This is a genomic window from Streptomyces sp. NPDC051218, from assembly GCF_044455475.1.
Lineage (GTDB): Bacteria > Actinomycetota > Actinomycetes > Streptomycetales > Streptomycetaceae > Streptomyces.
This window is the reverse complement of the sequence record NZ_JBITEU010000001.1, coordinates 705,802-728,396: the sequence shown is the minus strand read 5'-3', so window position 1 is coordinate 728,396 and position 22,595 is coordinate 705,802. Positions and strand designations below refer to the sequence as shown.

Genomic DNA, 22,595 nt, shown 5'->3' with positions numbered 1-22,595 from the left:
CGGCACCTCACACTGCGGAGCCAACTTGCGGCTCATACCGGGGTAGGGGGAGCCCATACCGCGGTATGGGGGAGAGGGGTTCTACTGCTCTCCGGGCGCGATCAGTCCGGACTCGTAGGCGAAGATCACGGCCTGGGCGCGGTCCCGCAGGTCCAACTTGGACAGCACCTTGCCGATATGGGTCTTCACGGTCTGCTCGGCGAGGACCAGCCGCTCGGCGATCTCCTGATTCGACAGGCCGCGCGCGATCAGCACCAGTACCTCGGTCTCACGCGGCGTCAGGCCGTTCAACCGCAGCGACTGGTCGCTGCGCGGCCGCTGCTTGGCGAAGTCCGTGATCAGGCGACGTGTCACCGATGGAGCGAGCAGCGCGTCGCCGGCCGCCACCACGCGGACCGCCGAGATCAGATCGGCGGGCGGAGCGTCCTTGAGGAGGAAGCCCGAGGCTCCGGCGCGCAGCGCCTCGTACACATAGTCGTCCACGTCGAAGGTGGTGAGCATCAGTACCTTCGGCACGTGCACCACTCCGGGTGGGGGGTCCAACAGGGCGCGAGCCGCGGTGAGTCCGTCCATCTCGGGCATCCGCACATCCATCAGGACGACATCGGGATGGGTGTTGCGGCTGACGTCGACAGCCGCCTTGCCGTTCGGCGCCTCGCCCACGACGTCGATGTCGCTCTGCGCCGCAAGGAGTGCGGCGAAGCCGGCCCGCACCATGTTCTGGTCATCGACGATGATCACGCGGATGGTCATGCGGTGCCGGAGTCCTTTTTGAGAAGGGGGAGTTGGGCCGCCACACGGAAACCGCCGTCGGGCAGGGGCCCGGCGTCGACCGTGCCGCCGACCAACCGTACGCGTTCGCGCATGCCGACGAGACCGTGTCCTGTGCCGCTGTGCTCCAACGGGTCGGGTGTTTCGGTGGGCGGGCCGTTGACCACCAGGATCAGCAAATGTTTCTCGTCCAGGGTCACGGTGATGGTGGTGCGTGCTCCCGGCGCGTGCCGCATCACGTTCGACAGGGCCTCCTGGACGATGCGGTACGCGGACAGGTCGACAGCCGGTGTGACGTCGGCCAGCTGTGTGAGCACCGACAGTTCAGGACGGGACAGCTCGATCGGTATGCCGGCGCGCACCGTCGCCTCCACCAGATGCGGCAGTCTGCTGAGTCCCGGCTGCGGCGCCCGCTCGCCCGCCGCGTCCTCGCTGCGCAGCACGGCGAGCAGCCGCCGCATCTCGGTGAGGGATTCGCGGGCACTGGCCGCGATGCTGCCGAACTCCTCACGTGCAGCGTCCGGCAGGCCGTCGAGGCGGTAGGGCGCGGAGTCGGCCTGCACCGTGATCACCGACATGTGGTGAGCGACGACATCGTGCAACTCCCGGGCTATGCGGGTTCGTTCCTCAAGAAGGGTTCGCTGGGCACGCTCGGCCTCGCTGATGGTCTCCTGCTCGATGAGTCTGCGCTGCGCGTCGCCACGCTCGCGCAGCAGCGCGCCGAGCAGCAGCGCGCCACCGCTCAGCACGATCAGCAGCACGCTGGTGTCCTGGCTGCCGCCGTCGCGGAACGCGCCGAGGACGAGGCTCACGACGACGGTCACCAACCACACCCCCAGGAGGGTGCGGCGGCTTTCGCGCAAGGACAACAGGAGGCACACGACCACGTAACCAACGATGATCATGACCGTCCAGGGCGCGGGACGGTCGTCGCTCATGGACAACGTCACGATCGCCCCGATGACATCCGCGACGATGACGATGCACCAAGCGGCCAAGGGGCGACTCACCGCGAGCAGCAGCGGCGCGACCTGAGCGACACCCAGGGCGCCCGCCAGACCGCCGTTCACGCCATAGTCGTTCGCCAGCACCTGGGTGGTGATCGGGATGAGGGCAGCGACGAAGCCCAGCGCGGTGATCAGGGGGAGCAACCGCATCCAGCGCTTGGGCGCCCGGGCAAGAAGCGGTTCGGCCCGCCCCGCGGGTGTAAACAGGAAGGCCCCCGCCCGGCCGAGGCCCTCGCGGACGCCCGCGATCGCATGCTGAAGGGTGGCCCCGCGCCCGTCCGGCTCCGAGGCCGGTGGGCGGGAATCCTGGTCCGGTGGTGTCGATGCGCTGCTCATGGCCTGTTCAGCGTAGGCACGAAGCACGCCCGGCGCCGTCGTACCGCGGAGCTGACCTGCACCCCATACTCAGGTACGAATCGGGCTTCCAGCGATACCCAGGTATGACGCGTGGGCCCCTGGATCCGCCTGATCACAGCTCCGCCAGCAGCTCGGCCTTCTTCGTGGTGAATTCCTCGTCCGTGAGCAGCCCGGCTTGGTGCAGCTCGCCGAGGTGCCGGATGCGATCCGCGATGTCCGCAGGGTCACGGCGGACCGCCGGGGTGCTGCTGGGAACCGTGCCGGGCGTCAAGGCCGGGCCCGACGTCCGCACCGCGGCGAGCACCGACGCCGCGAACGGCAGCGACTCGTGCACCGGCCCGTACCCCAGACCGAAGACGACGGCTGCGGGATCCTGGTCCGCCTGCGCGGGCTGGGCGAGCGGGGTCTCACGGCGCAGCAGCCGCAGATGGCCCTCGAAGACCTCCGGGGAGCGCCACTCGACGCCGCTCAGGTCCGTGACCAGGAAGCTCTGGTCGCCGGCCTTCCACTTCGCGGACGAAGCGCCCGTCCAGAACCACCGGAAGGCCACCGATTTGCCGTCGAAGGACGCCTTGCCGTCGTACGCCTTGAACTGCAGCGGAGCCTCCGGCGGGGCGACCAGGTAGCGGTCCGGAGGTCCGCTGTCACCCTCCGCGAGCTGCGCCCGCAGTTCGTCCGCGTAGTACTCGGCGAGCGTCTCCCGCTCGGCGGGCAGCACGAGTCGGTACGGGTCGCACCCGTCCTTGAGCTGGCCCGCGGCCGCCTCCATCAGCGGATCGGCGCCCGGTCTCGGCACGGCGTGCAGAACGACTGTCCCGCGTTTACCGGGAGTGAGTGTCACCGCTGCGATCGCCTCGTGGGGGATGCGGCGTTCGCCGAGCGCCTGAAGGAGCTTCGGCGTACGGATCCCCCGTTCGAAGCGGATGAGCACGGAGTCGGACTCGAACTCCCAGGCGGCGTGAAATCCGGCCAGTACATCACCCATGCGGCTCATCGTAGGCGGCACGCGCGCCTCCGTCCCTCCTGCGGCGTGCCGCTGTTTCGTCGATTTCTACGCGCGTCAGACCACGGCCGAGCCGGAAAATTCCTTCCGGCAGACGTCATCGCCGCTCGCGCACCGCACCGAGCGGTACGAACCGACGCCGATGTCGGCGAAGTTCCTGAGGCTCTCCGTGCCCGGCTCGAAATAGCCGGTGTGGCCGATGGCGCCGCGTGCGGACAGCACGCGCGCGCCGAAGTCCCGAGAGACGGGATCGGCACCGTGACCGAGCCCGCCGACCTCCATGTTTGGCACATCCTGGATCCAGTCGTCGCCGTCCCGTGTGGCCCAGACGCGGGCCCCTGTGCCCAGCTGCGCCGCCGTGTCCGCGCGCATCCCGGGGCTGCCCGCCACCGCGATGTCGGTGACGCGGGAGGGCAGCTGTCGCGCGGCGACCCCACACACCACCGAGCCGTAGCTGTGGCAGTACAGCGCGACGGGTGAGTGACCCGGCAGGCCGCGGACCAGGGAGTTGAGCCGGGTCGCGCCGTCGTCGGCGCGCATGGACGTGGCCGCGTCCACGCCAAGGCCCGCGGGCGCGGTGTAGTCGGCCCACGCGATCACGGCGGTACGCGCGCGTGGGCTCGCCGCGTGCTCCGCGCCGTACAGGGCCTTGGCCATACCGACCGGCGCCGAGTACTTGCGGTTCGTCCGCTCGAACGTCAGCACGTTCGTGTCCACCCCGGGCACCACGACCGACACCCTGGAAGCCTTGCCGAGGTCCCCGAAGACCTCGGCGATACGGCCGGACCCCATGGGATCGAAGGACAGGACCTGCCGATCCGGGTGCGTCATCACGCCGAAGCGCTTCATTCTGCGCTCCGCCTCCTGCTGCCCGAGAGGGGAGAGCCGGTTGTCGTGCACGCGCTGTCGCTCGGTCTTGCGTGCTTGCTCCAGCGCGATGCGGTTCGCGCGATATCGCAGCTCTACGGGGGCACCGTTCATGTTGCCGACCGCAAGGGGATAGCGGGTGGCGAGTCGGCTGCGCTGATGCGCGTTGAGCGACGAGAAGAAGTGAGCGAGCTTGCCGGCCGGGGCACTGGCGTCGGGCAGGGCACGGCCGCCGATGTGCCCGCGCTCCCAGGCGGAGAGCGAGGCCGCGAGCGGCGATGCGGCGTCCTTGTGGTGGCGCACCGCGGTCCAGCCCGTGGTCGCCAGCATGACGAACACGACGGCGAGCGCAAGCAGTGCGCGCCAGGCGCTGAGTTGAGGGGAGGAGTCGAAGGAAGTCACTACGGAACACCCTAGGAGAATCGTGATGCCTACCGTGCACCGGGTGAGACAGATCACGTTTCACGTGGGGTAATTGAGGCAAAGCGGGCGTACTTTGAGCATTCTCGTCACGCACTGTATGCAGTGTGTACGCGCAGCGCACCGGCGTAAACCGTTACTGACGGTGTATCAATCGTTCACTGAACGTGCTGATTTGTTCGATGGGTCGATCCATCGTGTTGCCGGACGTCACCTGTGACCGAACGAGGAGTGCGCGTACCGTCACTCCCTGCGCCAGCTCTCCGCCAACGCGGGTCCGAGGTGATCGAGATACGTCTCGGTGATCGCGCGAATCGACTCCACGCTCGAGTCCTCGCCCGCACCCCACAGGCGCCCGGTCACGCGCATCACTCCGCTGAAGGCGGCCACCACCACGCGCGGGCGGGGGTCCGTGTCGAGGTCGAGCCCCTCACGTTCGGCGATCACGCGCGCGATCTCTTCCTCCATCTCGATGGAGCGGCGCAGGTGGGCGGCGAGCAAGGAAGGGGTGGACTCGATCATCTGGTAGGTCCGCATGTGGAGTTCGACAGGGACGACCTCCTCGATGGACCGGCCCATCGCATCCCAGGCCCCTATGACGGCCCCACGCAGAGCCACGAACGGCGTTTCGCCGGCAGGGCGTTCGCGCAACGTCTCCACGAACCGCTGCTCCACCATCTCCTGTACGGCGAAGGCGGCCTCCTGCTTGTTGGCGAAGTACCGGAAGAACGTGCGCTGAGAGACGTCGACGGCTTCGGCGATCTCGTCGACCGTCGTCTCCTCGTACCCCTTGGTCGTGAAGAGCTCGAGCGCCGCGCGCAGCAACGCGTCGCGAGTGCGCTGCTTCTTGCGCTCGCGCAGTCCGGGCCGAGAGGGCTCGTCGGAGCGCACTCCCACGGTCTCGGCCTGCGGTTTCGCGGGATCCGCCGCTCGCTGCCCGGTCCTCACGCCATGGCCTTCTTTCCGCCGTTCGATCAGCTCACCTTACCTGTGAGCTACGTGACAGTTACCGACTTGTGAAATGGTTTGTCAACTGTCAGCAGCTGACACTAGCCTCGAACACATGACTAGTCAGATCACCGTCGACAAGGCGGACAAGGCGCCGGAGCCGACCGCTCCGGCCCCGGCCAAGGGGCTCCGCGGCCACCCTTGGCTGACGCTCTTCTCCGTCGCGATCGGCGTGATGATGGTTGCCCTGGACGGCACCATCGTGGCGATCGCCAACCCGGCCATCGCCAAGGACCTCGGCACCTCGATGGCCGGCGTCCAGTGGATCACCAACGGCTACCTCCTCGCGCTCGCCGTCGCACTGATCACCGCCGGCAAGCTCGGTGACCGGTTCGGCCACCGGCAGACCTTCCTGATAGGTGTGGCGGGCTTCGCCGTCGCCTCGGGTGCCATCGGGTTCTCCAGCAGCGTCGGCCTGGTCGTCGCCTTCCGCGTCCTCCAGGGCCTCTTCGGAGCCCTCCTGATGCCGGCCGCGCTCGGCCTGCTGCGCGCCACCTTCCCCGCCGAGAAGCTGAACATGGCGATCGGCATCTGGGGCATGGTCATCGGCGCCTCGACCGCGGGCGGCCCCATCGTCGGCGGTCTGCTCGTCGAGCACGTCAGCTGGCAGTCGGTGTTCTTCATCAACGTGCCCGTCGGCGTCATCGCTCTCCTCCTCGGCCTGGTGATCCTCAAGGACCACCGTGCGGAGAACGCGCCGAAGTCCTTCGACATCCCCGGAATCGTCCTGCTCTCGGGCGGCATGTTCGCCCTGATCCTCGCCCTCATCAAGGGCTCGGAGTGGGGCTGGGGCGGAACGAGGACGCTGCTCTTCCTCGCGGGCGCGGTGGTGCTCTTCGCGCTCTTCGCCTTCTGGGAGACGAAGGTCAAGGAACCGCTGATCCCGCTGGGCATGTTCAGGTCCATCCCGCTGTCCGCGGGCACGATCCTGATGGTGCTGATGGCTTTCGCCTTCATGGGCGGCCTGTTCTTCGTCACGTTCTATCTGCAGAACGTGCACGGCATGAGCCCGGTCGACAGCGGGCTGCACCTCCTGCCGCTGACGGCCATGATGATCGTCGCATCGCCGATCGCGGGTGCGCTCATCACCAAGTTCGGCCCGCGCGTTCCGCTCGTCGGCGGCATGGTGGCCACCGCCATCGCGATGTTCGGCATGTCCACGATGACGACGGACACCGCGACACTGCCGATGTCCCTCTGGCTCGGCATGCTCGGCCTCGGTCTCGCGCCCGTCATGGTGGGAGCCACCGAGGTCATCGTCGGCAATGCCCCGCTGGAGCTGTCCGGTGTGGCAGGCGGCCTCCAGCAGGCCGGCATGCAGGTCGGCGGCGCGCTCGGCACGGCGGTGCTCGGCGCGGTGATGGCAGCACGGGTCGACGAGGACCTGCCCGCGAACTGGGCGGACGCCAAGCTGCCGCCGATGACGGCCGGGCAGCAGGACCAGGCGTCCGCCGTGATCGAGATGGGCGGGGCCCCGGTCCCGCCGAAGGCGCCGGAGCCGGTCGCCGAGGCGATCACCTCGGTCGCGCATGACACGTTCGTGTCCGGCATGGGCCTGGCCTTCACCGTCGCCGGTGTCGTCGCGGTCATCGCGGCCCTGGTCGCCACGTTGACCAAGCGCGGTGCCAACGCCGACGCGGGCGCCGGGGTCGGGCACATCTAGCCGAGTCCGAGCCGTCGCGTACGCGCATTCTCGTGCCGTCGCGCACGCGCATCAGGGAAAGCCCCTCAGGGTTCTACTGGGGGGCTTTCGCCTATCTGGGTGACGCACATCCGTACCCCTTCCGATGGAGCTGGCGAGTGGGTCACAGTTCTGGCAAGTGATCCACACGACACGGGAGTTGAAGCAGATGCGCACGAGCATGCCCACGACCTTCGCCGCGGCCGCACTCGCCACGGTGATCCTCACCCCCGCACAGGCCGGCGCCACGGCACCGGTCACAAAGGCCGATCTCGCGACACCCGCGAAGTACGCCGGGGCCGCGGCGCCGCCCAGGCTCGCCGGTTGCGGTCCTGGGGAGCTCTGCCTATGGGGAAAGGCGGAGTTCAAAGGCGCCCGACAGACGTATGAGCTGTCCGAGATCGACATCGAGAGCTGTGTAGCGCTGCCGGAGGGGGGTAGCGCTCAAGCTCTCGCCAACCGCACGGGTCGGCCGGTCACCACCTACCAATCCGCGGAGTGTGCCGAGACCGGCGAGTTCGACACCTATCCAGGGGGTGGCAGCTGGGTCCCTGAATCGCCCTATCGCGTACGGGCGTTCAAGGTCTGGGAGAACTGACCGGAGGCACATCGGGGGTCTCCGCGGTCGGCGCCGGCCGCGGCACCTCCACCTCCACACCAGACGCACCGGCCACCCCAGATGCACCGGCTGCCACGCCAGCCGCCCCAGCCGCCCCCGACTCCGCCCCGGCCGACAGTGCGGTCACCTGTGCCCGCAGCGCTCGCACCTCCGCCGTCAGCGTCTCGATCGCCGCTGTCTGGCGCCGCTCCTCGACGTCGTCCCGGTCGAAGCGCGCGATGAACCAGGCGGCGATATTGGCGGTGACCACACCCAGCAGTGCGATGCCCGACAGCATGAGGCCGACCGCGAGCACGCGGCCGAGCCCGGTCGTCGGCGCGTGATCGCCGTAGCCGACGGTGGTCATCGTGGTGAAGGACCACCACACCGCGTCACCAAGGGTCTTGATATTGCCGTTCGGTGACTCCCGCTCCACCGAAAGGACAGCCAGCGAACCGAACATGAGGAGGCCCACGACAGCCCCGGCGACGTATGTCGTCAGCTGAATCTGAGACGCCATCCGGGCCCGGCGCCCCACCAGCAGCAGAGTCGACACGAGCCGCAGCAACCGCAGCGGCTGCAACATGGGAAGGAGGACAGCACCGAGGTCCAACCAGTGCGAGCGGACGAACTGCTTGCGGTGGTCGGTGAGGTAGAGGCGTACGAGATAGTCAGCGGCGAACGAAGCCCAGACGATCCACTCCACCACCGTGCAGGTGGTTCCGACGCTCTCGCTCGCGTCGGGCACCACGATGGGCACGGCGTAGGCGACGGCGAAGGCCACCGCGAGCACGAGGAGCGGATTCTGTGTGCGTCGCTCCCAACGGAGCTGTGCCGGAGGGTGTTTATCGGGCGCTTCCATGCGCGCATCGTAGGAAACGCCGGAGGGTGGCGGGAGCCACTGCCCCACCACCCTCCGAACGACCTACGTGCTACGGGCGCCGCGCGCCCACGCGGCTACGGCTGCCACCGCACGGCGCACGGCCTAGGCGTCGCCCCCAGCGGCGCCCGGATCGGCCGCCGTGACGTCCAGGAGCTGGTAGCGGTCGATGGCCTGCTTCAGTACGGAGCGGTCGAGCTTGCCCTCGCGGGCCAGCTCGGTGAGCACGCCGACCACGATCGACTGCGCGTCGATGTGGAAGAAGCGGCGGGCCGCACCGCGAGTGTCAGCGAAGCCGAAGCCGTCGGCGCCCAGGGACTGGTACGTGCCGGGGACCCAGCGGGAGATCTGGTCGGGGACGCTCCGCATCCAGTCGGAGACGGCCACGAACGGGCCCTCGGCGCCGGACAGCTTCTGCGTCACGTACGGGGTGCGCTGCTCCTCCTCGGGGTGCAGGAGGTTGTGGCGCTCCACGTCGACCGCCTCGCGGCGCAGTTCGTTCCAGGAGGTCGCCGACCAGACGTCCGCCTTGACGTTCCACTCCGAAGCGAGGATCTGCTGGGCCTCGACCGCCCACGGCACCGCGACACCGGAGGCGAGGATCTGCGCCGGGATGGCGCCCTGCTCGGCCGCCTTGAAGCGGTAGATGCCCTTGAGGATGCCCTCGACGTCCACATCGGCGGGCTCGGCGGGGTGCTGGATGGGCTCGTTGTAGACGGTGAGGTAGTAGAAGACGTCCTCGCTGTCGGGGCCGTACATCCGGCGCAGGCCGTCCTTGACGATGTGCGCGATCTCGTAGCCGAAGGCCGGGTCGTAGGCGACGCAGCCCGGGTTGGTCGAGGCGAGCAGCTGCGAGTGGCCGTCCGCGTGCTGGAGACCCTCGCCGGTCAGCGTCGTACGGCCGGCGGTGGCGCCGAGTACGAAGCCGCGGGCCAGCTGGTCGGCCATCTGCCAGAACTGGTCGCCGGTGCGCTGAAAACCGAACATCGAGTAGAAGACGTACACGGGGATCAGCGGTTCGCCGTGGGTGGCGTAGGCCGAGCCCGCGGCGATCAGCGAGGCCGTGCAGCCGGCCTCGGAGATGCCGTCGTGCAGCATCTGGCCGGTCGGGGACTCCTTGTAGGCGAGGAGCAGCTCGCGGTCGACGGCCTCGTACTGTTGGCCGAGCGGGTTGTAGATCTTCGCGCTCGGGAAGAAGGCGTCCATGCCGAAGGTGCGGTACTCGTCGGGGGCGATCAGCACGAAGCGCTTGCCGATCTCCTTGTCCCGCATGAGGTCCTTCAGGATGCGGACGAACGCCATGGTGGTGGCGATCGACTGCTGGCCCGATCCCTTCTTCGCTGCCGCGTACGTCTTCTCCTCGGGGAGGGGGAGAGGCTTCGAGCGGACCACGCGGGTCGGTACGTAACCGCCGAGGCCCTGGCGGCGGTCGTGCATGTACTGGATCTCTTCGGAGTCACGGCCCGGGTGGTAGTACGGCGGGGCGCCGTCCTCCAGCTGCTTGTCCGTGATCGGGATGTGCAGGCGGTCGCGGAAGCCCTTGAGGTCGTCGACCGTCAGCTTCTTCATCTGGTGCGTGGCGTTGCGGCCCTCGAAGTTCGGGCCGAGGGTCCAGCCCTTGACCGTCTGCGCCAGGATGACGGTCGGCTGGCCCTTGTGGGCCTTGGCGGCCGCGTACGCCGCGTAGACCTTCTTGTGGTCGTGGCCGCCGCGGCCCAGGTGCAGGATCTGCTCGTCGGACATGTTCTCGACCATGGAGCGCAGGCGGTGGTCGTCGCCGAAGAAGTGCTCGCGGATGTACGAGCCCGTCTCGGTCGCGTACGTCTGGAACTGGCCGTCGGGCGTGGTGTTGAGCCGGTTGACCAGGACGCCGTCGCGGTCCTGGGCGAGCAGCGGGTCCCAGCTGCGGTCCCAGACCAGCTTGATGACGTTCCAGCCGGCGCCGCGGAACTGCGACTCCAGCTCCTGGATGATCTTGCCGTTGCCACGCACCGGGCCGTCGAGGCGCTGGAGGTTGCAGTTGACGACGAAGGTGAGGTTGTCCAGGCCCTCGCGGGCGGCGATGGAGAGCTGGCCGAGCGACTCGGGCTCGTCCATCTCGCCGTCGCCGAGGTAGGCCCAGACGTGCGACTTGGAGGTGTCGGCGATGCCGCGCGCCTCCATGTAGCGGTTCATCCGCGCCTGGAAGATCGCGCCGAGGGGGCCGAGGCCCATCGAGACGGTCGGGAACTCCCAGAAGTCCGGCATCAGACGCGGGTGCGGATAGGACGAAAGGCCGTTCGGGGCCTTCGACTTCTCCTGGCGGAACGCGTCGAGCTGCTGCTCGGAGAGCCGGTCGAGGAGGTACGCGCGGGCGTAGATGCCGGGGGACGCGTGCCCCTGGAAGAAGATCTGGTCGCCGCCGTCGCCCTCGTCCTTGCCCCGGAAGAAGTGGTTGAAGCCCACGTCGTAGAGCGAGGCGGAGGACGCGAAGGTGGCGATGTGGCCGCCGACCCCGATGCCGGGGCGCTGGGCGCGCGACACCATCACCGCGGCGTTCCAGCGGGTCGCGTTCAGGACCTTGCGCTCGATCTCCTCGTTGCCGGGGAAGAACGGCTCGTCCTTGGTGGCGATCGTGTTGACATAGTCCGTGCTGCGCATCTCGGGCACGGCGACGCGCTTCTCGCGCGCACGTTCGATAAGCCGGAGCATCAGGTAGCGGGCCCGCTCGCGGCCGCGTTCGTCGACCGCGGCATCGAGGGAGTCGAGCCACTCCTGGGTCTCTTCGGGATCGAAGTCCGGGACCTGACTCGGCAGGCCGCCAATGATGATCGGGTTGCGATCGGATCCGGAAGCCACGCTGTTCCTTCGCTGTTGGGGCTTTCGCCTGGGTTTTGCCTGGCTGTGAGACGTTCCCCATCGTGTACCGCGTAGACGCAATCGTCATCTCTACTGAGAGGTAACCGACGGGTCCGCCCGGCGGCCCTGGGGTAGGCTCGACCAAATCGCAACGATACGCCCATCCCGCCTAGCCGGTTCGTAAGGCCGTTCGGACCTCAGTTCCGATCGGTGTCGTACGAGCGAAGTCGAGCTGAGTGCGAGCGGAGAAGGATCTGGCAGGTGGGCCTTGAGTTGCGGCGACACGGCCGGGAACGTCACCGTTTCAGCGGTCTTGACGGCCGGGTACTTGCGCGATCCGGTCCGCCCGTGTGGACTACCGCCAATGTCCCGCGCACGCGCGTGGGTGAAGGCATTCCCGAAAACATGATCAGGAGGCAAGCCGTGAGCGCGACCGCGGACCACGCGGAGGAGCGGACCAACCCTGCCGCGAGGCTGGGTTTCCAGCCCGAGCAGGTGGTCCAGGAGATCGGCTACGACGACGATGTCGATCAGGAGCTCCGCGAGGCCATTGAAGGGGTGATCGGCAGCGAGCTCGTCGACGAGGAATACGACGACACTGCCGACGCCGTGGTGCTGTGGTTCCGTGAGGACGACGGCGACCTGACGGATGCGCTGGTCGACGCCACGCAGATGATCGAAGAGGGCGGCGACCTCTGGCTGATGACGCCGAAGACCGGCCGCGACGGTTACGTCGAGCCGAGCGACATCAACGAAGCGTCCACGACCGCCGGACTCGCTCAGACCAAGAGCATCAACGCGGGCAAGGACTGGACGGGCAGCCGTCTGGTCACGCCGAAGGCGGCAGCCAAGAAGCGGTGAAGCTGCCGCTCAGGCAGCAGGAAATCGACTGAGCCGATTGTCGTGAGCCCCCACCGACGTATGCCGGTGGGGGCTCACGCATGTCCGCAGGACGGCCGGCGCCGCACAAGCGCCCGCCCTGCGGGGTGATCGGATGAAACGTCCGTTGCGTAGGGTGGTCGTCACCCGAACAGCCCCACCGAAGGGATGCGAACTCATGGCGCTCGCTGGAACGGCGATCGGCACCAAGGCCCCGGACTTCGAACTGAAGGACAACCACGGCCGGACCGTGAAGCTGTCGGACTTCCGCGGCGAGAAGAACGTGGTGCTGCTCTTCTATCCGTTCGCGTTCACCGGTGTGTGCACGGGCGAGCTCTGCGCGCTGCGCGACGAACTGCCGAAGTTCGTCAACGACGACACCCAGCTGCTCGCGGTCTCGAACGACTCCATCCACACCCTGCGCGTCTTCGCCGAACAGGAGGGCCTGGAGTACCCGCTGCTCTCCGATTTCTGGCCGCACGGCGAGGCGTCGCGCGCGTATGAGGTCTTCGATGAGGACAAGGGCTGCGCGGTGCGCGGCACCTTCATCATCGACAAGGAGGGCGTGGTGCGCTGGACTGTCGTCAACGGCCTGCCGGACGCCCGCGACCTCGGCGAGTATGTCAAGGCGCTCGACACCCTGTGATTCCTCAGGGGTGACACCCTGTGTTTCTTCAGGTGCAGAGCCTGTGGCGGCCGGGAACCGGTCACTAGGATCCACTCGTTGATCCGATGGCAAGCACGACTGGGGCTCCCCGCCCCTGGACATCAATTGGGAGGACCTGTGGGAGTCAGCCTCAGCAAGGGCGGCAACGTATCGCTGAGCAAGGAGGCGCCCGGCCTGACCGCGGTTCTGGTCGGCCTGGGCTGGGACGTCCGTACCACCACCGGTACGGACTTCGACCTCGACGCCAGCGCCATTCTGACCAACGCCGAGGGCAAGGTCAGCAGTGACGGCAACTTCGTGTTCTTCAACAACCTGAAGAGCCCGGACGGCTCCGTCGAGCACACCGGTGACAACACCACCGGTGAGGGCGAGGGCGACGACGAGGGAATCAAGGTCAACCTGGCGGCCGTTCCGGCTGACGTGGACAAGATCGTCTTCCCGGTCTCGATCTACGACGCCGAAACCCGCCAGCAGTCGTTCGGCCAGGTCCGCAACGCGTTCATCCGCGTCGTGAACCAGGACGGCGGCACGGAGATCGCGCGGTACGACCTCTCCGAGGACGCCTCGACGGAGACGGCGATGGTCTTCGGTGAGCTGTACCGCAACGGGGCGGAGTGGAAGTTCCGCGCCGTCGGCCAGGGCTATGCCTCGGGCCTGCGCGGCATCGCGCAGGACTTCGGCGTCAACGTCTGAGCCGAGTAACGCCCTCCGCCTTGTCGTCCGGCGCCGCACACCACGAGTGCGGCGCCGGACGTGCTCAAACTCCTGCTCCCGGGCACAGCTTCCGCATCATGGGGGACCGGGAAACTCTTGCTCTCGAACCACGGGGAGGACCACATCATGGGCGTCACGCTCGCCAAGGGAGGCAACGTCTCCCTCTCCAAGGCCGCACCGAACCTCACACAGGTCCTGATCGGCCTCGGCTGGGACGCGCGCTCCACCACCGGAGCACCCTTCGACCTCGACGCCAGCGCGCTGATGTGCAACTCGGGCCGGATTCTCGGCGACGAGTGGTTCGTCTTCTACAACAACCTCAAGAGCCCGGACGGCTCCGTCGAACACACCGGCGACAACCTCACGGGTGAGGGTGACGGTGACGACGAGTCGCTCCTGATCGATCTCTCCAAGGTTCCCGCCACCTGCGACAAGATCGTCTTTCCGGTCTCGATCCATGACGCGGACAATCGCGGCCAGGCGTTCGGCCAGGTCAGCAACGCTTTCATCCGCGTCGTCAACCAGGCGGACCAGCAGGAGCTCGCACGGTACGACCTCTCCGAGGACGCCTCCACGGAGACCGCGATGATCTTCGGCGAGGTCTATCGCTACGGGGGCGAATGGAAGTTCCGTGCCGTTGGGCAGGGGTACGCGTCAGGTCTGCGGGGCATCGCTCTAGACTTCGGGGTCAATGTTTCGTAAAGCAGGGGACCGGCGCGGGGGAGACCGCTAAACGGGAGCCCGTACACACACGATTGGGTAGCCAGTGCTTCTGAAAACCTTCGGCTGGTCGTTCGCGGTTACCGCGCTCGGCCTGGTCGCGGCGGTGTTCTACGGGGGGTGGACAGGTTTCGGGATCGTGGCGATCCTGTCCATCCTCGAGATCTCGCTGTCCTTCGACAACGCGGTGGTCAACGCCGGGATTCTGAAGAAGATGAGTGCCTTCTGGCAGAAAATCTTCCTCACCATCGGCATCCTCATCGCCGTGTTCGGCATGCGGCTGGTCTTCCCCGTCGTCATCGTGGCCATCAGCGCCAAGATCGGGCCCATCGAGGCCGTCGACCTGGCGATGACCGACAAGGACATGTACAAGCAGCTGGTGACCGACGCTCACCCGTCGATCGCCGCCTTCGGTGGCATGTTCCTGCTGATGATCTTCCTGGACTTTATTTTCGAGGACCGGGACATCAAGTGGCTGGGCTGGCTCGAGCGTCCGCTCGCCAAGCTCGGCAAGGTCGACATGCTGTCGGCCTGCATCGCGCTGATCGTCCTGCTGATCACCTCGATGACCTTCGCCGTCCACGCCCACCAGCACGGCGGCACACACGTCAACAAGGCCGAGACGGTACTGATCTCCGGCATCGCCGGTCTGATCACCTATCTGATCGTCGGCGGTCTCTCCGGCTTCTTCGAGAACAAGCTTGAGGAGGACGAGGAGCGCGAGCACGAGGCCGAGGAAGAGGCCAAGCGCACCGGTAAGAACACCGGCATGGCGATGGCCGGCAAGGCCGCGTTCTTCATGTTCCTGTACCTCGAGGTCCTGGACGCGTCGTTCTCCTTCGACGGTGTCATCGGCGCCTTCGCCGTCACGAACGACATCGTCCTGATGGCGCTCGGTCTCGGCATCGGCGCGATGTACGTCCGGTCGCTCACCGTGTACCTGGTCCGCCAGGGCACCCTCGACGACTACGTCTACCTGGAGCACGGCGCGCACTACGCGATCGGCGCCCTCTCCGTGATCCTCCTCGTCACCATCCAGTACGAGATCCACGAGGTCATCACCGGCCTCGTCGGCGTCGTCCTGATCGCCTGGTCCTTCTTCTCGTCCGTGCGCCGCAACAAGCGCATCGCGGCGGAGGAGGGCAAGGGCAAGGGCTCGGGTTCGGACGAGAAGGCCGAGGTGCCTTCCGGCGTCTGACCCAGGGTCCGATCCGTTCCCGGAGTGTGACGCGGGGCCGGGTGAGGAACGCTTCTGAACGGGGCGGCCATCGAGGACGAGTCCTCCTGGCCGCCCCGTTCGCATTCGTAAGGAACTCACTGGGCCCATGGGGCTCATGGGGGCACCGGCACTTTTTTTGGGGGCGGGCATGTCCTTCTGGGACGGTTTGTGGCGTGGACGATCGATGGACTACGAGTCGGGCAGCGCCGCGACGAACTCCATCGAACTCACCAAGCGGCACCCGACGGTCTCGCTCAACAAGCAGGGCGCGGCCACCGGCAACCTCCGGGTCAACCTCTCCTGGCAGATGCGCACGTCCGACATCATCGGCAAGCCCAAGGGCGCAGGCCTGCTGCGGCACCCCCTGAAGATGTTCCAGCCGGACGTGGTGCAGGCGCACACGCAGGGCGTGGTCAACGTGGACCTCGACCTCGGCTGTCTGTACGAGACGATGGACGGCGCCAAGGGTGTCGTGCAGCCGCTGGGCAGCTTCTTCGGGGACCTGAACGCGCCGCCTCACGTGAAGCTCAGCGGCGACGACCGTTTCGGTTCGCCGTCGGGCGAGACGATCTACGTGAACCTCGATCACCGTGAGTCGATCAAGAGGCTGCTTTTCTTCGCCTACATATACGACCAGACGCCGGCCTTCGACCGCACGCACGCCAAGGTGACGCTCTACCCCAGCAACGGCCCGCGGATCGAGATCGACCTGGACGAGCGCCAGCCGCAGGCGCGCTCCTGTGCCATCTTCACGCTGGAGAACGTCAAGGGCGAGATGGTCGTGCGCCGCGAGGTGAAGTTCGTGTACGGCTTCCAGGCCGAGCTCGACCGTCTCTACGGCTGGGGGCTGCAGTGGGGCCGTGGCTACAAGTCGAAGGTGGGCGGCGCCTGAACGGGCCCCGGGCGCTCATCGCGCTCGGCCCGATCGGCGTGCTCGGTGCGCCTGGGACCCTCGGCCCGCTGATCCTGCCGAGCGGCCCCGCGTCCTCAGCGTGCGAGGAACTGCGGGCCCTGGGGCGGCAGCCGGAAGTTCGGGTCGGGCATCGGCGCCACGGGCTGCGGATAGCCGTACGAGGGCTGCGGGACCGGCGCCGCGTGGGCGGGCGGGTGCTGCGGGTAGCCGTAGGACGGCTGCGGGGCGGGCTGGTGGCGCGGGGGCTCGGGAGGGTAGCCGTAGGCGGGCTGCGGAGCCGGGGCGGGGAAGGGCTGCGGGGCGGGAACCTGCGGGGACGGCCCTGGACCCGGAGATTGGCCGGGACCCGGGGCCTGCGCCTGCGTGGCAGCTTCGGGCAGCGGCTGCCGCTGGGGGTACGGCTGCGGGAGCGAGGCCTCGGTCGACGGCTCGGGCACCGCCTCCGACTCGTCCACGGAGATGCCGAAGTCGCCGGCGAGGCCCTCCAGGCCGTTCAGATAGCCCTCGCCCAGCGCGCGGAACTTCCAGACCTCACCGCGGCGGTAGAGCTCGCCGCAGATCAGGGCCGTCTCGGCGCCCGTCTGCGGGGTGATGTCGAAGTACGCGAGCGGTTCGGCCTCGCCCGCGCCGGCGTCGTACAGCAGGATGCGCAGCGCGCGCACGTTCTCGAAGGCGGTGTTCTCGGCGGAGGCGACGAGCAGGACGCGGTGCACGGCGGGGTCGAGGCCCGCCATGTCCGTCTGGATCGTGTCGGTCAGGCCCTCGGCGAGGCCCTGGGAGACGCGCTTCTTGCCGAGCCGCCAGACCTTGCCCGACGGATGGCGCGGCTGGTTGTAGAAGACGAAGTCCTCGTCGGACCGCACGCGGCCGTCGGCGCCGAGGAGCAGAGCCGACGCGTCGACGTCCGGGACGCCCTGACCAGGGGTCCAGCGCAGCACGGCGCGGACGGCGGTGGCTTCGAGCGGGACGTTCGACCCCTTCAACATCGCGTGCGTCATGCGGTCATCCTGCCTTCCCGGGTTTGAACGGGACAACGCGGGGGTGACGGTGTGTGGCCAGTGTGTCTGACATGGCCGGGTTACTTGAATTTCATGCCCAAGGGGAACCCTTGACACCCGTCCCTACGTACTATTACCGGCCACATCACGTCGGGTCGCGCCGACGAGTACAGGGGAAATAATGCGTCATTTCGGGCATATAGCCCCAGAGGTGCGAGAGCGTCTCTTCCATCGGGAGCCGTGCGCCTTCACCGCGGACTCCTCCCCGCGTCTGCTCGCCGCCGCCCTGGGAGCCACGCTCTACAGCCCTGCCACGCGCCCCCGCCTCGCCGACGACATTCTCAAACAGGCCGGGCATGGCGTGATCTCGATGGTGCTCTGCCTCGAGGACTCGATCGACGACGCCGAGGTCGTCGGCGCCGAGGAGAACCTGGTCAGGCAGTTCGCCGACCTGGCCGAGCGGGACGGCGCCGAGCCTCCGCTTCTCTTCATACGGGTCCGGACGCCCGAACAGATAGCCGACCTGACGGAGCGACTCGGGGCCGGGATCAGGCTGCTTTCCGGGTTCGTGCTGCCCAAGTTCACCGAGGAGCGCGGCGTCGCCTTCCTGGAGTCGCTCGCCGTGGCGGAAGCCGCGAGCGGCCGCAGGCTCTTCGCGATGCCGGTCCTCGAATCGCCCGAGCTGCTGCACCTGGAGAGCCGCTCGGAGACCCTCGCCGGGATCGCCCGCACCGTCGACAAGTACCGCGAGCGGGTGCTCGCGCTGCGGCTCGGCGTCACCGACTTCTGCTCGGCGTACGGACTGCGCAGGCCGCCGCACATGACCGCGTACGACGTGCACATCGTGGCCTCCGTCATCGCCGACGTGGTGAACCGCCTCGGCAGGGCGGACGGCACGGGCTTCACCGTGACAGGCCCTGTGTGGGAGTACTTCCGAGCCCAGGAGAGGATGTTCAAGCCGCAGCTGCGCCGCAGCCCCTTCCTTGAAGGGCGGGCCGAGGAGCTGCGGCAGGCGCTCATCGAGCACGACATCGACGGGCTGCTGCGCGAGATCGAGCTCGACCGGGCCAACGGCCTGCTCGGCAAGACCTGCATCCACCCCTCGCACGTGCTGCCCGTGCACGCGCTCTCGGTCGTCAGCCACGAGGAGTTCAGCGACGCCGAGGACATCCTGCGCCCGGAGCGGGACGGCGGCGGGGTGATGCGCTCGGCGTACACGAACAAGATGAACGAAGTGAAGCCGCACCGCGCCTGGGCCGAGAGGACCCTCCAGCGCGCCGAGGTCTTCGGCGTCGCGCGCGAGGACATCGGCTTCGTGGAACTGCTCACCGCCGGGCTCTCCGGCTGAGCACCCGGGCCGGCTGAGCACCCGGGGCCCCCTTTTTCCGGCTGAACTTTCCCGGCTGAACGTAAGGACTGTGCGAGGACTGTGAACGACGACGTGGTGTGGTCAGGGACGTGGGTGGCCGAGCGGCTCGGTGTGGAGTTGGCCGGGGACGCGGGGCTGAGCGGCCTGCTCGGCCTCGCCCTGCGCCGCAACCCGAAGCGGGCGCACCTCCTGGTGTCGAACGTCCTCGGCAAGCATGTGCCGCAGCTCCCTTCCGTCGTGTACGCGGCCGGGCGCGACCTCGGTGTGCGGGTGCGCGCCCTCCTGGGTGACACGGAGGCCGGGCGCGCGGTCGTGCTCGGGTACGCGGAGACGGCGACCGGCCTCGGCCACTGTGTCGCGGACGGCATCGGCCTCGCGCCCTACCTCCACTCCACGCGCCGTCCGGTCGACGGGGTGCGCAGGGCGGGCGGCTTCGAGGAGTCCCACTCCCACGCGACCTCGCACCTGCTGCTCCCCGAGGACCCCCGGCTCCTCACCAGGGACGGCCCGCTGGTCCTCGTCGACGACGAGTTCTCCACCGGTAACACGGTCCTCAACACCATCCGCGCCCTGCACGAGCTGTACCCGCGTGAGCGGTACGTCATCGTGGCGCTCGTCGACATGCGCTCCCCGCGGGACCAGGGCCGCCTGGCCGACTTCACCCGCGAGATCGGCGCGCGGGTCGACCTGATCACGATGGCGTCCGGCACGGTGAGCCTGCCGGAGGGGGTCCTGGAGAGGGGGCAGGCGCTGGTCGAGGAGTACGAGGCTTCGGCGCTCCCCGCCCCGCGCCGCGAGGCGGGTTCGGTCACCCGGGCCGACCTCGCCTGGCCCGCCGGGGTACCGGACGGCGGCCGCCACGGCTTCACCCCCGAGCACCGGGCGGCTCTTGAGGCGGCGCTCCCGGGGATGGCGAACCGGCTCGCGGAAGAGCTGGCTTCGGGGGGCGCACTCAATGCTGTTTCGCAGTCGGCTTCGGGGGCTACAGCGGATGCTGCCTCGCGGTCGGCTTCGGGGGGTGCACCGGATGCTGCCCCGCAGTCGGCCTCGGGGGTGACACCGAATGCCACCCCGCAGCCCAACTCGGGAGCCACGCCGACGGCTGCCCGGCCGCTGACCTCGGGGGCCGCGCAGGAGGAATCCGCGCCGGAGTCCGCCCCCCAGCCGGCCTCGGCAGCGACGCCGACGGCCGCCCCGCGGTCTGCCTCGGGAGCCGCACCCACAGCCGCCCCCCAGCCTGCCTCGGCAGCGGTGCCGGAAGCCGCCGCCACCCCGTCCCCCGCCCCCCGCGTCCTGGTCCTCGGTTTCGAGGAGTTGATGTATGCGCCGTTGGCCATCGGCGTGGCGTTGGAGGAGCGGTTGGGGGGTGGTGTCGCGGAGGTGCGGTACTCGACCACCACACGGTCGCCCGTCCTCGCCGTCGACGACCCCGGCTACGCCATCCGCAGCCGCCTCGTCTTCCCCGCGCACGACGCCCCCGCCGACGGACCCGGCGAGCGGTACGCGTACAACGTCGCCGGCGGTGGCTTCGACGCGATCGTTCTCGTCGTCGACTCCGTGGCCGACCGACCCGAACTCCACGCCCCCGACGGCCTGTTGGCGCAGCTCGCCGCGCACGCACCGCAGGTGCTGCTCGCCGTCGTACCCTCGTACGTCCCCGAAAGGCACTCCATGCTGCCCGAGCCCCTCCGCGGCCCCGACTTCTCCTCGTACGCGGCCGAAGACGTCGGCTGGCTGCTCCAGGATCTCTCGGACGTGACGCTCGAGGCGCCCACCGAGGAGCGCGAGGAGGCGATACAGAGCGGTGGCGCGCACTATGCCGAGTCGCTGCCGGTCGAGTACCAGCCGAGCCCGCAGTACCAAGAGCTGTTCCGGGCCGCGCTCGGCACCTCCGCCGCCCGCATCGCGCAGGCCGTCGGTGCCGTCACCGAGACCGTGCTCGCCGAGCGCTCCCCGCGTCCGGTCCTCGTCTCCCTCGCCCGTGCGGGCACGCCCGTCGGTGTGCTGATGCGGCGCTGGGCGCAGCACCGGCACGGCCTCGACCTGCCGCACTACGCCGTCTCGATCGTGCGTGGCCGCGGTATCGACGCCAACGCGCTGCGCTGGCTCGCCGCCCACCATGACCCGGCCGATGTCGTCTTCGTCGACGGCTGGACGGGCAAGGGGGCGATCACGCGTGAACTCGCCGACGCGGTGAGGGAGTTCGAGGAGGCCGGAGGCCCGGCGGGCTTCAACCCGGAGATCGCGGTGCTCGCCGACCCCGGCTCCTGCGTCCGCACCTACGGCACCCGTGAGGACTTCCTCATCCCCTCGGCCTGCCTCAACTCGACGGTGTCCGGCCTGATATCACGCACCGTCCTGCGTGCGGATCTGGTCGGGCCCGATGACTTTCACGGTGCCAAGTTCTACCGCGAGCTCGCCGACGGCGACGTGTCCCTCGACTTCCTGGACGCCATCACCGCCCGCTTCGACGAGGTGGCCGACGCCGTCGACGCCCAGGTTAAGGAGCTGCTCTCGGCCGACAGGGCGCCGACCTGGGAGGGTTGGGCCGCCGTCGAGCGGATCAGCGAGGAGTACGGGATCCACGACGTGAACCTGGTCAAGCCGGGCGTCGGCGAGACGACGCGCGTCCTGTTGCGGCGCGTTCCCTGGAGGATCCTGGCGCGCGCGGGGGCGGGGGCCGACCTCGATCACGTACGACTGCTGGCGGAGCAGCGTGGCGTACCGGTCGAGGAGGTGTCCGAACTCCCTTACACCTGCGTCGGACTGATTCACCCTCAGTTCACGCGCGGAGCCACCGGAACGGACGGCAAGGCGGTGACCTCCAAGTGAGCACCTCCCGTTCAGTGTTGGTCGCCAGCGACCTCGACCGCACCCTCATCTACTCCTCCGCCGCCCTCGGCCTGCCCATGCCCGACGCCGAAGCGCCGCGCCTGCTCTGCGTCGAGGTCTACGAGAGCAAGCCGCTGTCGTACGTCACCGAGGCCGCCGCCGGGCTCCTTGACGAGGTGGGCCGTTGCACGGTCTTCGTGCCGACGACCACACGGACGCGCGAGCAGTACGGGCGCATCCATCTGCCGGGCCCCGCACCGCGGTTCGCGATCTGTGCCAACGGCGGGCACCTGCTGGTGGACGGGGTGTCCGACCCCGCGTGGCGGGCGGACGTCGACCGGCGGCTCGCCGCCGAGTGCGCCTCGCTGGACGAGGTCCGCGCTCACATGGTGCGCACCGCCGACCCCGCCTGGCTCCTCAAGGAGCGGGTGGCCGAGGACCTCTTCGCCTATCTGGTCGTCGAGCGCGCCCTGCTGCCGGTGGAGTGGGTCAAGGAACTCGGCGTGTGGGCGGAGGGCCGCGGCTGGACCGTCTCGCTGCAGGGCCGCAAGATCTACGCCGTGCCGAAGCCGCTGACGAAGAGTGCGGCGGTGCGTGAGGTGGCCCGCCGTATCGACGCGGACGAGATCCTGGCCGCCGGTGACTCGCTCCTCGACGCCGATCTGCTGCTCGCCGCCGACCGTTCCTGGCGGCCTGGGCACGGTGAGCTGGCGGACACGGGCTGGACGGCGCCGGGACTCACGGTGCTGCCGGAGCGGGGGGTCGCGGCGGGGGAGGAGATCCTGCGGGAGTTCCTTCGCCAAGGTTCGTCCAACGCCTGACCCCCGGTCGGCCCGCTGCCGCTAGCCTTGGCC

19 protein-coding genes are annotated in these 22,595 nt (G+C 68.7%); 11 read left to right on the top strand and 8 right to left on the bottom strand.

Going from position 1 to position 22,595, the window contains the following annotated elements; all coding sequences use genetic code 11:
* Window positions 1-81: 81 nt before the first annotated feature.
* From ACIBCK_RS03365 to ACIBCK_RS03345, 5 genes are all read right to left on the bottom strand, one after another.
* Window positions 82-753 (bottom strand): response regulator, encoded by a 672-nt coding sequence (locus ACIBCK_RS03365; RefSeq protein WP_399386364.1) that lies wholly within the window; start codon window positions 751-753, stop codon window positions 82-84.
* A complete protein-coding gene (locus ACIBCK_RS03360; RefSeq protein ID WP_399386363.1) occupies window positions 750-2,114 on the bottom strand; it encodes a sensor histidine kinase in 1,365 nt (454 codons plus the stop codon). The genes ACIBCK_RS03365 and ACIBCK_RS03360 overlap by 4 nt, the downstream gene beginning before the upstream one ends.
* Window positions 2,115-2,247: 133 nt before the next feature.
* Window positions 2,248-3,120, bottom strand: a complete 873-nt coding sequence (locus ACIBCK_RS03355) for a DUF4429 domain-containing protein (RefSeq protein ID WP_399386362.1) — start codon at window positions 3,118-3,120, stop codon at window positions 2,248-2,250.
* Between the two features lie 75 nt (window positions 3,121-3,195).
* Window positions 3,196-4,407 (bottom strand): alpha/beta hydrolase, encoded by a 1,212-nt coding sequence (locus ACIBCK_RS03350; protein WP_399386361.1) that lies wholly within the window; start codon window positions 4,405-4,407, stop codon window positions 3,196-3,198.
* Between the two features lie 261 nt (window positions 4,408-4,668).
* Window positions 4,669-5,286: a TetR/AcrR family transcriptional regulator gene (locus tag ACIBCK_RS03345; protein ID WP_399387222.1), complete on the bottom strand. Its 618-nt coding sequence runs from the start codon at window positions 5,284-5,286 to the stop codon at window positions 4,669-4,671.
* 202 nt (window positions 5,287-5,488) lie between these two features.
* On the opposite strand from ACIBCK_RS03345, the gene ACIBCK_RS03340 reads away from it, so the two are divergent.
* Together ACIBCK_RS03340 and ACIBCK_RS03335 are read left to right on the top strand one after the other, a co-directional pair.
* The gene (locus ACIBCK_RS03340) at window positions 5,489-7,096 is read left to right on the top strand and encodes an MFS transporter (protein ID WP_399386360.1); all 1,608 of its coding nucleotides are present in this window, start codon (window positions 5,489-5,491) and stop codon (window positions 7,094-7,096) included.
* 199 nt (window positions 7,097-7,295) lie between these two features.
* On the top strand, window positions 7,296-7,712 hold the full coding sequence (locus ACIBCK_RS03335; RefSeq protein WP_399387220.1) for a peptidase inhibitor family I36 protein: 417 nt from the start codon (window positions 7,296-7,298) through the stop codon (window positions 7,710-7,712).
* Here ACIBCK_RS03335 and ACIBCK_RS03330 read toward each other — a convergent pair.
* Both ACIBCK_RS03330 and aceE read right to left on the bottom strand, forming a co-directional pair.
* Entirely contained in the window at window positions 7,693-8,574 is an 882-nt protein-coding gene (locus ACIBCK_RS03330) for a potassium channel family protein (RefSeq protein WP_399386359.1), read from the bottom strand. The two genes, ACIBCK_RS03335 and ACIBCK_RS03330, sit on opposite strands and share 20 nt — an antisense overlap.
* A gap of 123 nt (window positions 8,575-8,697) precedes the next feature.
* Entirely contained in the window at window positions 8,698-11,430 is a 2,733-nt protein-coding gene (aceE, locus tag ACIBCK_RS03325; RefSeq protein ID WP_399386358.1) for a pyruvate dehydrogenase (acetyl-transferring), homodimeric type, read from the bottom strand.
* Window positions 11,431-11,853: 423 nt separating this feature from the next.
* Between aceE and ACIBCK_RS03320 the strand changes: the two genes are divergently transcribed.
* The 6 genes from ACIBCK_RS03320 (at window position 11,854) to ACIBCK_RS03295 (ending at window position 16,521) form a co-directional block, all read left to right on the top strand.
* Window positions 11,854-12,291: a DUF3052 domain-containing protein gene (locus ACIBCK_RS03320; RefSeq protein WP_399386357.1), complete on the top strand. Its 438-nt coding sequence runs from the start codon at window positions 11,854-11,856 to the stop codon at window positions 12,289-12,291.
* 196 nt (window positions 12,292-12,487) lie between these two features.
* Window positions 12,488-12,955, top strand: a complete 468-nt coding sequence (locus ACIBCK_RS03315; RefSeq protein ID WP_399386356.1) for a peroxiredoxin — start codon at window positions 12,488-12,490, stop codon at window positions 12,953-12,955.
* A 138-nt stretch (window positions 12,956-13,093) separates the two neighbouring features.
* On the top strand, window positions 13,094-13,669 hold the full coding sequence (locus tag ACIBCK_RS03310) for a TerD family protein (RefSeq protein WP_367041528.1): 576 nt from the start codon (window positions 13,094-13,096) through the stop codon (window positions 13,667-13,669).
* A 147-nt stretch (window positions 13,670-13,816) separates the two neighbouring features.
* Entirely contained in the window at window positions 13,817-14,392 is a 576-nt protein-coding gene (locus ACIBCK_RS03305) for a TerD family protein (protein ID WP_399386355.1), read from the top strand.
* Window positions 14,393-14,456: 64 nt separating this feature from the next.
* Window positions 14,457-15,608 (top strand): DUF475 domain-containing protein, encoded by a 1,152-nt coding sequence (locus ACIBCK_RS03300; RefSeq protein ID WP_399386354.1) that lies wholly within the window; start codon window positions 14,457-14,459, stop codon window positions 15,606-15,608.
* A 169-nt stretch (window positions 15,609-15,777) separates the two neighbouring features.
* A complete protein-coding gene (locus tag ACIBCK_RS03295; protein ID WP_399386353.1) occupies window positions 15,778-16,521 on the top strand; it encodes a Tellurium resistance in 744 nt (247 codons plus the stop codon).
* 95 nt (window positions 16,522-16,616) lie between these two features.
* On the opposite strand, the gene ACIBCK_RS03290 is transcribed toward ACIBCK_RS03295, so the two are convergent.
* Window positions 16,617-17,540, bottom strand: coding sequence for a TerD family protein (locus ACIBCK_RS03290; protein ID WP_399386352.1), 924 nt, complete (start codon window positions 17,538-17,540; stop codon window positions 16,617-16,619).
* Window positions 17,541-17,721: 181 nt separating this feature from the next.
* On the opposite strand from ACIBCK_RS03290, the gene ACIBCK_RS03285 reads away from it, so the two are divergent.
* The 3 genes from ACIBCK_RS03285 (at window position 17,722) to ACIBCK_RS03275 (ending at window position 22,562) form a co-directional block, all read left to right on the top strand.
* Window positions 17,722-18,888, top strand: coding sequence for an HpcH/HpaI aldolase/citrate lyase family protein (locus ACIBCK_RS03285; protein ID WP_399386351.1), 1,167 nt, complete (start codon window positions 17,722-17,724; stop codon window positions 18,886-18,888).
* A gap of 81 nt (window positions 18,889-18,969) precedes the next feature.
* Window positions 18,970-21,741, top strand: coding sequence for a phosphoribosyltransferase domain-containing protein (locus ACIBCK_RS03280; RefSeq protein WP_399386350.1), 2,772 nt, complete (start codon window positions 18,970-18,972; stop codon window positions 21,739-21,741).
* Entirely contained in the window at window positions 21,738-22,562 is an 825-nt protein-coding gene (locus ACIBCK_RS03275) for an HAD family hydrolase (RefSeq protein ID WP_399386349.1), read from the top strand. Before ACIBCK_RS03280 ends, ACIBCK_RS03275 begins: the two co-directional genes overlap by 4 nt.
* The last annotated feature ends 33 nt before the right edge of the window (window positions 22,563-22,595 follow it).